Here is a 14,901-nt window from a genome sequence, read left to right as displayed (position 1 = left end):
TACAGTTACGGCTGTGTCGCGTGCGTTACCGACTTGTCGCCGTTATGACGGTTCAGATAGCCGATATTGTTGTTGCCCCACAGCGATTCATACGGCATGCCAGCCAGCATTTCGACCGTTGCCCGCGCCTGCGGCGTAATCTTCTCCGGCACAGGACGCCCGGCTTCACGCATTTTCAGCGTTTCTTCCCGCAGCACGCTGTGCGTTTGCAGATTGAGTTTAAAGCGCAGGGAGACCAGAAAGCCCAGCGCCAGCACGCCGACGGTGCCGACGCTTAAAATCATCAAAATCGTGTGGCTGACGCCCGGCGCTTGTACGCTTTGCCCGGATACAAAACCGGACAGTTGCAACACAATCCCCACCAGCATCACCGCGCCAGCCTGAGAGGCTTTGCGGGTCAGCGTCATAATCCCGGCAAAGATCCCTTCACGACGCTGCGCGGTGATCACTTCATCCACATCTGCGATGTAAGTGTAAGTGTTCCACGGTACGTAGTTAATCCCACCGCGTCCGATACCCGCCAGCGCAGAGATCAGCAGCAGCAGAGAGAAGGTGTCATGCAGGCCGCTGTACCACAGAACGGCATAGGAGAGCGCACTCAGGCCGAAGAGGCACACGACAAAACGATAAGACGGCGCTGGCCCGAAGCGAATACACAGTGGGATCATGCCAATCACCGCGATGAATTGCAGAATCGCCATCGTTCCCATCAGGTTCGACGCCATCGTCGGGCTTTGCATCAGCACAAAAACCACGTAGTAGGTGAACACGGCATTGAAGACGTCCTGCGCGATATAACCGCCCAAATACATACCGAGATGCTGGCGGAAAATGCGAATGCGCAGCGTGGAAACCAGTTCGACGTTCAGCCGTTTCAGGCTATCAATCAGTGACAAGGATTGACGCTCTTTTTCCGCCCGTAGCGACGCTTCCGACATTTGATCGCGTGGCCGTTCCCAGGTAAAGAAATAGACCAGCGTCAGCACCAGTGCGCAGATAATCGAGAACACCAGACTTGAATAGAAGAAGGACACCGCATTGTCTTTGCCAAAGTAGCCCAACAGAATGCCCGGCAGGAAGGCAGCTAAAATCGCGGAAAGCTGCGCCAGCGCGATACGTGCCCCAGAGAACTTGGTTTTTTGTTTGAAATCGTCGGTCATTTCCGGCACCAGCGTTTCATACGGCACCAGTACCATTGTGTAGACGATATCGAACAGCAGGTACGTCAGCAGATAGTACCAATAGCCCATATCCCCCACCCACATGAAGCTGTAGCTGAATACGCAGGGAATACCGAGCAGAATAAAGAATTTACGACGGCCAAAGCGTTTGCCCAACCAGGTTGAACCGAAGTTGTCGGTCAGGAAGCCCATCAGCGGGCTGACGACAGCATCGAGTACGCGTGCCATCGCAAAGATAAAGGTTGCTTCAATCGGCGTTAAGCCGCAGAACGTAGTGTAAAAATAGAGTAACCAAGCGGCCGTCAGCGCGGTTGTACCCGCACCAAGAAAGTCCCCTGAACCGTAGGCTAAATAGTTAGCCAAACCGATCTTACGTGTTTTCATCGCCATCCTTCCCCGAGCATTTTTAATTATGAAGGTGTCACGCTGTTACGTTAGCGCCCGGCGATCGTGAAAACCTTTGCGCTTTTGCCACCACGCGCCCCGCGCTGGCAGCACAGGGAAGATTGGCGCGATCCGCGTCAAATATTTTATAAAAAGCTATTTTAACTTAACGAAACCGGAAGTTCGTTTACGGAATTCACAGGATGCGGGCGAATCACTCTATTGAGAAAGGTCATACATCATTGCTGGTGGCCTAGCGTCTATCGTATGTCCGGCTGTGCTTCCGCTTGGCCCATAATCATGGATTAGATACCATAAAAATTCACACAAAAAAAATGTGGATATAAATCACCCTTGACTATAATATACCCAAAACATTAGCACCTCTTAAGATAAGAGTAACTTCCAATAGGCTACAGGCAAAAGGTATTGCGATGAACGTAGGGCGTAATGGAATTTATCGACTCAAGCCTGATTTCTTCGAGCTTGTGGCGATAGCCGAATTAATTTCCTATGAAAGCTTATCTTTTCTACCGTTTACTTCTATCCTGCTAAATAATGATATTGCTCTGGCAGAGAAAGAGAGCGTCGACCTTTTATATCAAGGAACAACATTAACACTAGCGCTCGACACGAAAATCCATCACAAGCAAAGCGATATACTTTGCCTTTTCACTCCTGATCCCATTTACGTACCGGATAATAACCGAAAAATTATCGTCATCCGACGTTGTCCTTATAGCAAAAAGAATTTTTATAACAAACGCCATAAAGAATGGTGCTTCTCCCTTTCTGGCCAGTGTTATAACAGTAAAATATCACTCCATGGCGATTGGAAAGCCGGCGCATACGAGAATCTAGATTTAATCATGAATCGTTTTTTATCTACCAGAAATAACGCATAGTCTAAGAGAGAAAAAGATGAATAATGAACTTTATCTAATATGGGGGCCAACATCCACAGGAAAAACAGCCCTTTCGGTCAATATAGCGAAAAAAACGGGCTACCCCGTTATTGCACTGGATCGGTTTCAGGGTTATCAGGAGATTGTGACAGGTAGCGGTGCGCCTGATGCGGAGGAATTACAAGGCACAGAGCGTATCTATTTATCGGACAAGCCGTTAATTGATGGCATTATTTCAGCACAGGACGTAAATAACCGCCTGAAAGATAAAATAGCAGAACTTTCCACTGCGGAGCACGGCGTTATTCTTGAAGGCGGCTCCGTCTCTATATTAACCGCATTATGCAACGATGAGGACTGGTCGAAGCCATCCTGGAGAATAAAAATATTTAATATTCCATCTAGTAATCTATTTATTAAAAAAGCCAAGACCAGAGTTACCGGAATGTTTTACCCACCAAACCATGGTCAATCCATATTAAAAGAAATTCGTATTTTCTTTGATACCTATCATACTATTCAGCCTTTAGAGGATATTGACGGCTACCGTGTAATTATTCGCTATTGCAAAGAAAACGCAATAAACATTCATACGCTTGATAGCATTAGCGACCAGGATAAAAATACAATGATAAACCTTATCGCCAATGAATATTTTGAACATGCACTATGGCAAGAGAATAATTTTCCCAGCATTCCTGACTCATGGAAATGGCGGGAACTGGAGATCTAACCGCCGTTTTTAACACACCGACTTTGCTCCCTTCTCTTTCAGAGTAGCCTATGTTACTGTGATTACATCACGACATTATATTAAATATATTAATTTATAAACCACAATGACAGCATCGACGGTGCTGAATGATATGATATTCGCTCGCATTCCGGCGACACACTGATTTTTCTGCTAAAACTCTATCCGATGTCACACGCGGCAAGAAGGCTCGGCAAAAAAACACCCTGCAAACTTGCGCTCACAGGGTGGTATATTCTCGAAACGTTTTCACGTTTCTAATTTTTTACTGCTAATCACGTGGTGCGTTCATCAGACAACCGGCCAGCCGATATTGACTCACGCAGACCGTGTAATTATTGACCTTTAACTTCTTTCAGACCGTTGAACGGTGCAGAATCACCCAGCGCTTCTTCGATACGAATCAGCTGGTTGTATTTAGCAACACGGTCAGAACGGCTCATAGAACCAGTTTTGATCTGGCCTGCTGCGGTACCTACAGCCAGGTCAGCGATGGTTGCATCTTCAGTTTCGCCTGAACGGTGGGAGATAACAGCCGTATAGCCAGCATCTTTCGCCATTTTAATCGCAGCCAGCGTTTCGGTCAGAGAACCGATCTGGTTGAATTTGATCAGGATAGAGTTAGCGATGCCTTTATCGATACCTTCTTTCAGGATCTTGGTGTTGGTTACGAACAGATCGTCACCAACCAACTGGATTTTGTCGCCCAGAACTTTAGTCTGGTAAGCGAAGCCAGCCCAATCAGATTCGTCCAGACCGTCTTCGATAGACACGATCGGGTACTGTTTGGTCAGGTCTTCCAGGAAGTGGGTGAATTCTTCAGAGGTGAACGCTTTGTTGCCTTCGCCAGCCAGAACGTATTTACCGTCTTTGTAGAATTCAGACGCTGCGCAGTCCATCGCCAACGTGATGTCTTTGCCCAGCTCGTAGCCTGCTGCTTTTACCGCTTCTGCGATAACGGCCAGCGCTTCAGCGTTGGAGCCCAGGTTTGGCGCATAGCCACCTTCGTCACCAACCGCAGTGCCCATACCTTTGGATTTCAGAACTTTAGCCAGGGTGTGGAACACTTCAGAACCCATACGGATGGCTTCTTTCAGCGTTTTCGCGCCAACAGGCTGAATCATGAACTCTTGGATATCAACGTTGTTATCCGCGTGCTCGCCGCCGTTAATGATGTTCATCATTGGCAGTGGCATGGAGTATTTGCCTGGGGTACCGTTCAGTTCAGCGATGTGAGCATACAGCGGCAGGCCTTTTGACGCTGCTGCTGCTTTAGCGGCAGCCAGAGAAACGGCCAGAATGGCGTTAGCACCGAACTTGGATTTGTTTTCAGTACCGTCCAGGTCGATCATGATCTTGTCGATGTTCGCCTGATCTTTTGCGTCTTTACCCAGTACAGCCTGAGCAATTGGGCCGTTAACGGCAGCAACAGCTTTCGTTACGCCTTTGCCCAGAAAACGGGATTTGTCACCGTCACGCAGTTCCAGCGCTTCACGAGAGCCAGTAGAAGCGCCTGATGGCGCAGCAGCCAGACCTACAAAACCACCTTCCAGATGAACTTCAGCTTCAACAGTTGGGTTTCCGCGTGAGTCGATGATTTCACGGCCGATGACTTTAACAATTTTGGACATTAGATTTTCCTCAGTACAAGTTAAACTAAAACTTTAGATAGAACTAAAACCCTAGACGAGCAACGCGCGATCGCACGTTGCTGATATAACTCTTACTTCACCTGACGCTTCTGATACGCGCCAGCGGCTTTGACGAAGCCGGCAAACAAGGGGTGTCCATCTCGCGGCGTTGATGTGAATTCCGGGTGGAATTGACAGGCAACGTACCAGGGATGATCGGGTAACTCGACAATCTCCACCAGTTTGCGGTCGGCGGAAAGACCAGCAACCCGTAATCCCGCCGCTTCAATCTGTTTCAACAGCATGTTGTTAACTTCATAACGATGACGATGACGTTCGATAATCGTCTGCTCACCGTACATCTGACGCACCAGACTGCCTTCGGTCAGGTGGCATTGCTGCCCGCCAACGCGCATGGTGCCGCCCAGATCGCTGGCTTCATCACGAACTTCAACATTGCCGTTCTCATCACGCCATTCTGTGATCAGCGCAACCACCGGGTATTTACAGTCTGGCACAAACTCCGTTGAGTTTGCCCCTTCCATCCCAGCAACGTTACGGGCAAATTCCATTAATGCGACCTGCATCCCCAGGCAAATGCCCAGATAAGGGACGTTGTTCTCACGGGCGTAGTTCGCCGACATGATTTTCCCTTCGACGCCACGATAGCCAAAACCACCTGGAATCAGAATAGCGTCTAAATCTTTCAATACTTCGACACCACGGGTTTCAACATCCTGTGAGTCGATAAGCTTGATATTTACCGTCAGGCGGTTCTTCAACCCACCGTGCTTCAGCGCTTCAATAACGGATTTGTAGGCATCCGGCAGCGCAACATATTTGCCGACCATACCGATAGTGACTTCACCGCCCGGGTTCGCTTCTTCATACACAACCTGTTCCCATTCTGACAGGTTTGCTTCGGGACAGTTCAAGCTGAATCGTTTACAAATATAATCGTCCAACCCCTGTGATTTCAATAGCGATGGAATTTTATAAATCGAATCAATATCTTTAAGGGATATTACTGCTTTTTCCGGCACATTACAGAATAAAGCAATTTTTGCACGCTCATTGGCAGGAACAGTACGGTCGGAACGGCAAATCAGCACATCCGGCTGAATACCGATAGAAAGCAGTTCTTTAACGGAGTGCTGCGTCGGCTTGGTTTTCACTTCGCCCGCTGCCGCCAGATAAGGTACCAGCGTCAGGTGCATAAACAGCGTGTGCTCGCGGCCCACTTGTACCGCCATCTGCCGAATCGCTTCAAGGAACGGCAAAGATTCGATATCACCGACGGTACCGCCGATTTCGACCAGAACGACATCGTGACCTTCGCCACCTTCAATGATGCGCTCTTTAATCGCGTTGGTGATGTGTGGGATAACCTGAATGGTCGCGCCCAGATAGTCGCCACGGCGCTCTTTGCGCAGGACATCAGAGTAGATACGGCCAGTGGTGAAGTTGTTGCGGCGCGACATTTTGGTGCGGATGAAACGCTCGTAGTGACCCAAGTCCAGATCGGTTTCGGCACCGTCTTCGGTGACAAACACTTCACCGTGCTGCGTCGGGCTCATCGTGCCCGGATCCACGTTGATATACGGGTCCAGTTTCATGATGGTAACGTTGAGGCCACGGGCTTCAAGAATAGCCGCCAGAGAGGCTGCGGCAATGCCTTTACCCAGAGAGGAAACGACCCCGCCGGTCACAAAAATATAATTAGTTGTCATGCTGAACCTGAGAGTTTAGGTTTAAAGACGATGGAGGTACCAAGACGGGAAAGTAGTATACCTGAACCTGATGAACGCCACAAATGTTGGTTTTACACAATGTGGCGATTCCAACACACGCGAAGATGAGGTAAAATCGCGCTTACCACAACCTTCAATTACCTTTAAAAACAATAGAATAAAATCATTAAAATAGACAAAAAACCAGTCTGTGGTTAAAAATCGATTAATGGCTTATTTCCTGTTTTTTCACCTGCTGCCACGCGGCTTCCATTTCATCCAATGTTGCCTGTTCCAGCGTTTTCCCCGATGCCGTAACGATTTGTTCTACCTCACGAAAACGACGAGTGAACTTGCGATTCGCAGCCTGTAACGCGTTCTCTGCCTTGTGCCCCAGGTGACGAGAGAGATTGACTGTAGCGAACAATAAATCACCAATCTCTTCACCTAATTTTTCTTCATCGACAACGGCTTGCCGCGCCTCAAACATCACCTCATCGATCTCTTCATAAACTTTGTCGAGCACGGGGCCCAGGCTGTTCCAATCGAAGCCAACAGACGAACAACGCTGCTGAATTTTTTGCGCTTTCATCAAAGCTGGCAGCGCATCAGGAATATCATCTAACGGCGAGTGACGATCTTTTTCCGCACGCTCCTGCGCTTTTGTCTGCTCCCAGTTTGCCAGCACAGCATCGCTGTCCGTCAGCGTCAGTTCACCGAAAATATGTGGATGGCGACGTTCCAGCTTATCGCTGATGGCATTACACACGTCGGAGAAATCGAACAGTCCCTTTTCCTGCGCCATTTGTGCGTAAAACACCACCTGAAACAGTAAATCCCCTAACTCACCGCGCAAATCATCAAAATCCTGACGGCTGATGGCATCCAGTACTTCGTAGGTTTCTTCCAGCGTATAAGGCGCGATGGTCTCAAAGGTCTGCTTCTTGTCCCACGGACAGCCATTTTCAGGGTCGCGAAGGGTTTTCATGATGGCGAGCAGGCGCTCGATGGAAGGTAAATTCGTCAAAGATACGGTCATAATATTCCTGAAAAAATGTGTATAAAAATAGCAAAACACGGCAGCCAACTTCGGCTAAAAAGCGCCAAGACATCACTATTTTCATTTCAACGGCGTAAAAAATTGTGCTGAGATGCACATGACCGCCGAGTGAGCCGCATGGACGCGGCGAAAACCTGTGCCGCGTCAGGAACGCGTCACAGGTGGCTCGACAGCGGACATGTACATCGAGGGAACCGCAACGCGGCACAATTCTCGCCAAAAGCCAGGGTTCTGAGGGATGCGGCACCTGAGCATCCCTCAGTCGGGCGTGGCACTGGTGCCACAAAGAACAATATTGCTAACCACGCACGAAATTTTTCACCACACTCGAACAAGGTTTTCAACTGGCTGATAGTGAAACCATCATTTACGCCCCCTGCTGGCGCCGCGCATCAATCACATCCGGCAGTTGGTTGAGCTTCGCCAGAATGCGGCTCAGTACTTGCAGGTTGTAGATTTCGATATCCATATCAATCGTTGCCAACTGTTGCTTAGTATCGCTGCGGCTGGCGACGCCCAGCACATTGACCTTCTCATTCGCCAGAATCGTGGTGATATCTCGTAGCAGGCCGCTACGATCGTTGGCAATCACTCTCACCACCAGTGAATAGCCGCTGGAGTAGCTTTCACCCCATACCGCGTCCACAATGCGCTCCGGCGAACTTGCACGCAGTTCATCCAGTTGTTCACAGTCAGCACGGTGAATCGAAATCCCCCGTCCACGTGTGATAAACCCGGTGATCTCATCACCCGGAATCGGCTGGCAGCAGCGGGCAATGTGATGCATCAGATTGCCAACGCCTTCAACGACCACACGACCGTTGTCTTTTTTATTACTACGCACTGGCGGCTGATGCGTTTTTTGTGTCAGTTGGCGTAGCGCTTCGCGATCCAGTTCTTCCGCGCTCGGCTGTTTTAACTGCGATTGTAGGAAGTTCACCATCTGGTTAAGACGAACGTCACCGCCGCCAATAGCCGCGAGTAATTCATCCAGCGAATTCACGTTGTAGCGCGGCAGCAGCAGTTTTTCCGCTGCTTTCAGGCTAACGCCCAAATGCGCCAGTTCGTCATCCAGAATCTGTCGACCCGCCACAATATTCTTATCGCGATCTTGCTTACGGAACCAGTTCTGGATCTTGGAGCGCCCGCGGCTAGTGGTGATATAGCCCAGATTTGGATTCAGCCAGTCACGACTTGGGTTCGGCTGCTTCTGAGTGATAATTTCAATCTGATCGCCCATTTGCAGCTGGTAGGTAAACGGCACAATACGTCCGCCGATTTTCGCCCCGATGCAGCGGTGCCCGATATCACTGTGGATGTGATAAGCAAAATCCAACGGCGTGGACCCCGCAGGAAGATCAACCACATCGCCTTTCGGCGTAAAGACATAAACGCGATCGTCAAACACCTGGCTGCGAACTTCGTCCAGCACGTCATTGGAATCAGCCACTTCTTCCTGCCAGGCCAGCAGTTTACGCAGCCAGGCAATACGCCCTTCGTAACCGGAACGCCCGCCCACGGAGGTGCCTTCTTTATATTTCCAGTGTGCCGCGACGCCCAGTTCTGCATCTTCATGCATCTGACGTGTGCGAATCTGAATTTCGAGCGTCTTTCCGCCCGGCCCTAACACCACAGTATGGATGGATTGGTAACCGTTCGGTTTGGGATTAGCAACGTAGTCGTCAAACTCATCAGGCAGATGGCGGTAGTGCGTATGCACGATACCGAGCGCGCCGTAGCAGTCCTGTAAACGCTCAACGACAATGCGTACCGCACGCACATCGAACAGTTCATCAAACGACAGCGCTTTCTTCTGCATCTTGCGCCAGATGCTGTAGATATGCTTAGGACGGCCATAGATCTCTGCCTGCACGCCCTCTTCTTTCATTGCATCGCGCAGCGTTTTAACAAAATCATCAATGTACTGCGCACGATCGATACGACGCTCGTGCAGCAGCTTGGCGATTTTCTTATATTCATCAGGATGCAAATAACGAAAGCAGAAATCCTCTAGCTCCCACTTCAACTGGCCGATACCCAAACGGTTCGCCAGCGGTGCGTAGATATTGGTACACTCTTTGGCCGCCAGTACCCGTTCTTCTTCCGGGGCATCCTTCACTTCACGCAGGTGTGCAATCCGCTCCGCGAGCTTGATGACCACGCAGCGGAAATCTTCCACCATCGCCAGCAGCATGCGGCGGATGTTATCTACCTGCTCAGACGCGCCCGAATCATTCTGCGTCGCTTTGAGCTGGCGAATTGCATCCATATCGCGCACGCCATGCACCAAATCAACGATGTTTTTTCCAAACGCGGCTTCCAGCGTCGGTTCATCGACCACGTTCGCATCTGCCAGCGGAAAGATCAGCGCCGCGCGCATGCTGTCATTGTCCATGCTGAGCGTGGACAGGATTTCCACCATTTCGATGCCGCGCCACAGCAGTAACGATGCATCAGGCTGATTTTGCGTTTGCTGCTCACAGTAACGCCAGGTTTCGGCTAAACGTTCACACGATTGCTGACTGGCAATGCCCAGTGAAGCAATCCACGCGTCAGGGACAAATTCACCTGCCGTATTCAAATGCGCACTTCTTACCGCAACCATAATTTCTCCCTACGTTACCTTTCACCTTGCAAACGACGCTGCTTTGCTGCCTATTACGCCTTTCGCGCGCCGGTATCGTGCAAAAACAGTGCCATCGATTCAAGGTGTCCGGTATGTGGAAACATATCCAGCATCGCAACGTTCGCTAGCCGGTAACCGGCTGCGAGTAAGACTTTGCTGTCGCGTGCTAGCGTCGTGGCGTTACAGGAAACATACACCACCCGTTTCGGTGCCAGTCTGGTTATCTGCTCCATCACGCCTGCCGCCCCCGCACGTGCCGGATCAAGTAATATCTTATCAAAACCCTGAGCTGCCCACGCCTGCTGCGTGACGTCATCTTCAAGATTTTGGTGAAAAAATGTGACATTGGACAAGGCATTGCGTCGCGCATTCTCGCGCCCTTTGTCGACTAGCGCGGTAACTCCTTCCACACCGACCACGCTGGCAGCACGCTGTGCCAACGGCAGCGTAAAGTTGCCCATGCCGCAAAACAGATCCAATATTCTATCCTGTGGCCGCACATCCAGCCACGCCAGTGCCTGTGCGACCATCTGCTGGTTCACCGCGTCATTGACCTGAATAAAATCACGCGGGCTAAATGCCAGCGTCAGCCCGGCGACGTGATAAACCGGCTCTTCACCGTGTAAACACGTTATCGAATCAGCATCTGGTGCCAGATAAACCGAAACGCCCTGCCGCTGGGCAAAATCACGCAACGCCTGTTCATCCGATGGATGCAGTGGATCAAGGTGTCGCAACACCAGCAGCGGACCGTTCTCCGCCTGTACCAGTTCCGCATGCCCAAGGCGTTTCACCGCCTTTAATCGGCTTAGGCATTCGCGTAACGGTTGCAGCAGCGCTTCAAGCTCGGGGCGCAACACCGGACAGGCCTTGATATCCACCAGATCGTGAGAATTTGACTGTCGATAGCCCATCAACAGCCGCTGCTCTTTTGCCTGAAAGTATAACGCAAGCCGTGCACGCCTCCGATAGGCATAAGGTGTGCCAGCAACCAGCGAGGCTTCAGGCAGCTCTGCGCCCGTTTCCCGCGCCATCAGACGCATCAATGCAGCCGTTTTGCTGCTCTGTTGCAGCGTAATTTCTGCATGCTGCTGCTGGCAGCCACCGCAGCGGGTAAAATGAGGACATGGAGGCTCAACACGCTGCGGGCTAGGCGTCAGAAGGCGTTTAAGTTTTGCATGTGAAAACTGACGCTTCTCTTCCGTCAGTTGAACCTCAGCCTGCTCTCCCGGTAGCACACCTGTGACAAACACCGTCTTGCCTTCGTGACGCGCGACACCTTGCCCAAACGGGTCAAGTGACGCTACCGTGACAGTGAGGTTTTTCGCTGGAACCGCTTTCCGGGTCGTCACACGCCGGTTTGGAGAGTAGAATTGCGCCATAATGTGCTATCGATTGATCTCTTGAGTTGAACGGCTGTACCCAATAACTAAATTAAATAATAGGGTGCCTAGCATCCTCTAATTCTCCCACATTGGAACCTCATGACCAAATACAGTCTTCGCGCACGGATGTTGATACTGATTTTGGCACCGACGCTGATGATCGGGCTACTGCTCAGTTCGTTCTTCGTCATCCATCGTTACAATCAGTTGCAGGCGCAGTTGGCCGACTCGGGCATCAGCATCATTGAACCGTTAGCGACCATCAGCGCTTACGCCATCACCCATCGCCAGATGGAAACAATACCTGGATTAATCAACACGCTTCATCGCCGCCACTCCACGATTATCCGTACCATTAGCGTGTTCGATGCCCATAATCAGCTATTGGCTACGACCAATGTGCGCAACAACGTGGCATTGCAGCCGCTCAGCAGCGATGCGCTTTCGTACAATAAGCTACACCTGCACTATAAGAACGATTCACTGATTCTGCACATGCCGATCGTTAATGACAGCGAATTCATGCCTGCCGGGGGGACACCCATACTCCCCGATACAGCGGTGCCTCTCGGTTATCTGATGATCGAGCTGGATACCAGTGCCATTCGACTTCAGCAATATCAAGAGATCTTTATCGCCACGCTTCTGCTGCTGTTATCTTTGGGTGCTGCCGTCCTCTTTGCCTATCGCCTGATGCGGGATGTCACCACCCCAATCCGCAATATGGTTGATACCGTCGATCGTATTCGCCGCGGACAGTTGGATAGTCGAGTGGAGGGTTACATGCTCGGCGAGCTGGATATGCTGAAAAACGGCATTAACTCGATGGCGATGTCGCTGACAGCCTACCACGAAGAGATGCAGCAAAACATCGATCAGGCAACCTACGATCTGCGGGAAACGCTGGAGCAAATGGAGATCCAAAACGTCGAACTGGATCTGGCGAAAAGGCGGGCGCAGGAAGCAGCACGTATCAAGTCTGAGTTTCTGGCGAATATGTCACATGAACTGAGAACACCGCTGAATGGCGTGATCGGTTTCACCCGCCAGACGCTGAAGACTCCGCTGAACACGACACAAACTGATTATCTGCTTACCATCGAACGTTCCGCCAATAACCTGCTGAATATTATTAACGATGTACTGGATTTCTCAAAACTGGAGGCCGGAAAGCTCGTGCTGGAGGATATTCCATTCTCCCTGCACAGCACGCTGGATGACGTCGTGATGTTGCTGGCACATACAGCACATGAAAAAGGGCTGGAGCTAACGCTCAGTATTCAGAATGACGTTCCCGAACAGTTTGTCGGCGATCCGCTGCGGATACAGCAAATCATCACCAACCTGTTGGGCAACGCGATCAAGTTCACGGAACAGGGCAATATCGATATTCGGGTGGAGAAACGCCGACAGGAACATCATCAGGTTCAGCTAGAGGTGCAGATACGTGACACCGGCATCGGCATTGCCGAGTTGCAGCAGTCGCAGCTGTTTCAGGCTTTCCGTCAGGCCGACACCAGTATCTCACGCCGCCATGGTGGCACGGGGCTTGGGCTGGTCATCACCCAGCGTCTGGTCAAAGAAATGGGTGGAGATATCAGTTTCCAGAGCCAGCTCAACAAAGGGTCAACCTTCTGGTTCCACATCACGCTGCCGCTCAATCCTCACGCTATACCGAGTGAGCCAGCCTATACGATGCTGCAAGGCAAACATTTGGCCTACGTTGAGTATCATCCCATCGCTGCGCAGGCCACGCTGGATATCCTGAGCCAGACGCCGTTGGTGGTGAGCTACAGCCCGACGTTTGAGCAATTGCCGGAAGGTGATTTTGATATCCTGCTGCTCGGTATTCCCGTGCAGTATCGCAATACGCTGCTCGACTACACGCCCAGACTGCGCGATATCTGCCGCCGTGCACCTTGCGTGATTCTGGCGCTGCCCAGCCTGGCACAAATGGATGCCGAGCAGTTGAAAACCTTCGGCGTACACGCGTGCCTCATCAAACCGCTGGCGGCATCACGCCTGCTGCCTTTGCTACAGGACAGCACACTATTTCAGCTTTCTTTTCTGCCGGACGCTGCCACCTCGCACCAGAGTGTCGTCAGCCACCCAGCCCGTCTACGGCTTAGCGTGATGGCGGTGGATGACAATCCAGCCAACCTGAAACTGATCGGGACACTGTTGGAAGAACAGGTCGATACAATTATCCTGTGCGAAAGCGGAACAGACGCTATTTCACAGGCAAAAATGCATCAAGTCGATATTATCCTCATGGATATTCAAATGCCCGGTATGGACGGCATTTGCGCTAGCGAGCTGATCCGCCAGCTCCCCCATCATGCCGCTACGCCTATCATTGCGGTAACCGCGCAGACTATGACGGGTGAACGTGAACATCTGCTACGCTCGGGAATGGACGACTATCTGGCTAAACCGATAGACGAGCAGATGCTGAAAAGCGTGCTGACCCGCCATGCGCGGAAAGATCCGTTGAAGCGCGACCGGGGAAATATTGCAGGTTTACTGAACGAACACGACGATAGCCAACTCTCGCTCGACTGGGCGCTGGCGCAGCAACAGGCAGCGAACAAGCCGGAACTGGCGCGTGACCTGTTACAAATGCTGTTGGATTTCCTGCCGGAAGTTCGACAAAAGATAGAAAAGGTGCTGAATGGTCAGACGGATGACGAGATTATCGAGCTGGTTCATAAACTGCACGGCAGTTGCAGCTACAGCGGCGTTCCACGTCTGCAACGTATCTGTCGCTATCTGGAACAACAGTTGCGTAAAGGCGTTCACGCCAGCGATCTGGAACCCGAATGGCTGGAATTACTAGACGAGATCGATAACGTCAACAAAGCCGCCCAGCCGCATATCAAACCGAGGCATTCGTAATCAATATCCCTGCATAGCCCTGTCTTTTTGTCACATGCTATGTGGATGCAGAGACAGTTTCATGCGCTTTGCTGTTATACGGCGTAAAAAATTATGCTGAGGAGATAGCGGGCTTCGGATGAGCCGCAGGACGCGGCGAAAGCTTGCGCCACGTCGGACAAAAACGTCAGAGACGTTTTTGAACAGCACTCGTGCTGGCCCGAAGGGTGAGCCCCATTTATGGGGCGAGTAAACGTGTCGCAAGCGGTCCGTTAAGCCGGATATCGACGAAGGTACCGCGTTAGCGGCATAATTTCCGCCGAAAGCCTGGGGTCACGGGGCGAGCGGCGTTTGAGCCGTCCCGTGTCGGG

General features: G+C 51.1%; 9 protein-coding genes. 3 read left to right on the top strand and 6 right to left on the bottom strand.

The annotated features are described in order from the left end of the window. Positions 1-5: 5 nt before the first annotated feature. Entirely contained in the window at positions 6-1,565 is a 1,560-nt protein-coding gene (locus KP22_RS11905; RefSeq protein ID WP_039306664.1) for an MFS transporter, read from the bottom strand. Positions 1,566-1,999: 434 nt separating this feature from the next. On the opposite strand from KP22_RS11905, the gene KP22_RS11900 reads away from it, so the two are divergent. Together KP22_RS11900 and KP22_RS11895 are read left to right on the top strand one after the other, a co-directional pair. Further along, on the top strand, positions 2,000-2,470 hold the full coding sequence (locus KP22_RS11900; protein ID WP_039324435.1) for a hypothetical protein: 471 nt from the start codon (positions 2,000-2,002) through the stop codon (positions 2,468-2,470). Positions 2,471-2,486: 16 nt separating this feature from the next. Beyond that, a complete protein-coding gene (locus KP22_RS11895; protein WP_039306659.1) occupies positions 2,487-3,203 on the top strand; it encodes an isopentenyl transferase family protein in 717 nt (238 codons plus the stop codon). 356 nt (positions 3,204-3,559) lie between these two features. Here the strand turns inward: KP22_RS11895 and eno are convergent, their stop codons facing one another. The 5 genes from eno to rlmD all read right to left on the bottom strand — a co-directional run bounded on the left by eno (position 3,560) and on the right by rlmD (position 11,653). Then, on the bottom strand, positions 3,560-4,855 hold the full coding sequence (gene eno, locus KP22_RS11890) for a phosphopyruvate hydratase (protein ID WP_005974669.1): 1,296 nt from the start codon (positions 4,853-4,855) through the stop codon (positions 3,560-3,562). A 92-nt stretch (positions 4,856-4,947) separates the two neighbouring features. Beyond that, on the bottom strand, positions 4,948-6,585 hold the full coding sequence (gene pyrG / locus KP22_RS11885; RefSeq protein WP_039306655.1) for a glutamine hydrolyzing CTP synthase: 1,638 nt from the start codon (positions 6,583-6,585) through the stop codon (positions 4,948-4,950). Positions 6,586-6,811: 226 nt separating this feature from the next. Next, the gene (gene mazG / locus KP22_RS11880) at positions 6,812-7,624 is read right to left on the bottom strand and encodes a nucleoside triphosphate pyrophosphohydrolase (protein ID WP_039306652.1); all 813 of its coding nucleotides are present in this window, start codon (positions 7,622-7,624) and stop codon (positions 6,812-6,814) included. A gap of 388 nt (positions 7,625-8,012) precedes the next feature. Further along, entirely contained in the window at positions 8,013-10,250 is a 2,238-nt protein-coding gene (gene relA, locus KP22_RS11875; RefSeq protein ID WP_039306649.1) for a GTP diphosphokinase, read from the bottom strand. A gap of 53 nt (positions 10,251-10,303) precedes the next feature. Next, the gene (rlmD, locus tag KP22_RS11870; RefSeq protein WP_039324432.1) at positions 10,304-11,653 is read right to left on the bottom strand and encodes a 23S rRNA (uracil(1939)-C(5))-methyltransferase RlmD; all 1,350 of its coding nucleotides are present in this window, start codon (positions 11,651-11,653) and stop codon (positions 10,304-10,306) included. A gap of 102 nt (positions 11,654-11,755) precedes the next feature. On the opposite strand from rlmD, the gene barA reads away from it, so the two are divergent. Continuing rightward, the gene (gene barA / locus KP22_RS11865) at positions 11,756-14,551 is read left to right on the top strand and encodes a two-component sensor histidine kinase BarA (RefSeq protein WP_039324428.1); all 2,796 of its coding nucleotides are present in this window, start codon (positions 11,756-11,758) and stop codon (positions 14,549-14,551) included. Positions 14,552-14,901: the final 350 nt, after the last annotated feature.

Origin of the sequence: Pectobacterium betavasculorum, assembly GCF_000749845.1 — a bacterium.
GTDB classification, from domain to species: Bacteria; Pseudomonadota; Gammaproteobacteria; order Enterobacterales; family Enterobacteriaceae; genus Pectobacterium; species Pectobacterium betavasculorum.
The sequence above is the reverse complement of the archived record's forward strand: the minus strand, read 5'-3'. Positions and strand labels throughout refer to the sequence as shown.